At 36.9% G+C, this 1294-nt stretch carries 3 protein-coding genes; 2 read left to right on the top strand and 1 reads right to left on the bottom strand.

Going from position 1 to position 1294, the window contains the following annotated elements:
* The coding region (locus tag J2S11_RS22195; RefSeq protein WP_307398388.1) for an IS3 family transposase at positions 1-162 on the top strand (162 nt) is incomplete at its 5' end.
* Between the two features lie 348 nt (positions 163-510).
* On the opposite strand, the gene J2S11_RS22190 is transcribed toward J2S11_RS22195, so the two are convergent.
* Complete coding sequence (locus tag J2S11_RS22190; protein ID WP_307398386.1) at positions 511-633, bottom strand: YjcZ family sporulation protein; 123 nt, start codon at positions 631-633, stop codon at positions 511-513.
* Between the two features lie 298 nt (positions 634-931).
* Between J2S11_RS22190 and J2S11_RS22185 the strand changes: the two genes are divergently transcribed.
* Positions 932-1066 (top strand): hypothetical protein, encoded by a 135-nt coding sequence (locus J2S11_RS22185; protein WP_307398384.1) that lies wholly within the window; start codon positions 932-934, stop codon positions 1064-1066.
* Positions 1067-1294 lie beyond the last annotated feature (228 nt).

Below are 1294 nucleotides of genomic sequence, written 5' to 3'. Positions count from 1 at the left end.
CTTAAGGATGAAACCACTATTAAAGAATGTTCAACTCTAGATGAGATAAAAAAAGAAATTAAGCAATATATGACCTACCATAACCACTATAGATATCAATGGAATCGAAAAAAGATGACCCCTGTTCAATACAGAGATCATCTTCTAAGGGCTCTTGCCTAGGCTTTTTTTAAATGTCCTTTACAAAGGGGGCACTTTATCTTAGGATGGGGCTTTTTTATTTTGTCCAAGAAGGAATTTGTGTTACTTTAGAAACTAATATATCGAGGTGGAGCTAATGAACGTTTTAGTATATAGTATTGATACAATCCTCAAACTGGCTGTCAAATAGTTTGCACACAGATCAAGTGTATGAGTTATACATACGTACTATGAATGACTTTCCTCTGTTAGAGCTGGTCTGTCAATGGTTAGCCAACAGGGAGGATATTAAGGACGTATATCTCTTTATAACCTCAAATGAAAAATAGCCCCTGTAAGAACAGGGACTAATCAAAGAAAAAAGGATACTTAGTATACTCTTCCTCCAAATCCGCCACCAAAACAACTACAACCGATAATAATTAATAAGATGAACAATACGACGATAAGGGCAAATCCTCCACCGAATCCTCCTACAACTGCACCAGACATAAAATCCCTCCTTAATTAGTGCTGTGCTTACGTGGTTAGTCTATGCTTGGTTTGTACAAATGTAACGGTAACAATAGCCTGATTATGGATACCTGGGCATATACTCTGAGTAATTTATATACTATCATGGCCAAGCTGTTCCTTATCATATTAGATATCGAGTATTTGCCTCTGTAGTCAAAGGTTTATTTATGGACTACCATGTCGAACATTGAAGAAGGATTATGGTTGAAATTCATTAATAATTAACGTAATGTTCTGAATATAAATAACAAATGGAAGAAAGGAGATTACCACTATGAAGAAATTTTTAGCAGGTTTCTTTACCCTAACGTTAGTTTTATCCCTTACAACAGGTGCCTTAGCTACTGAAGCTTCCTCACAAGTTACAAGTTGTCCGTGGTGGCAGATTTGTGAGACATATCCTGATTAAATAAAAAGTTCCTCACTTCAGTGGGGGCTTTACTATTTGATCAAGTTGAACTTAAAAGACGTATATCACTTTAGTGTGGTTAAGAGGATTAATCTTCTTCTAAGCAGGGATCTCTAGGATCTCTATTACACTTTGCGTGCCCAGCAAGCCGTTAATTGCTAGTCGGTGGAAGTCCGATCTAAGTAAGAACCAAGTCGCTTAGTAGCTGACAGGCAACTGGTGGAGAAA

Origin of the sequence: Bacillus horti (assembly GCF_030813115.1) — a bacterium.
GTDB classification, from domain to species: Bacteria; Bacillota; Bacilli; order Caldalkalibacillales; family JCM-10596; genus Bacillus_CH; species Bacillus_CH horti.
This window is presented reverse-complemented; position numbering and strand designations above follow the sequence as displayed.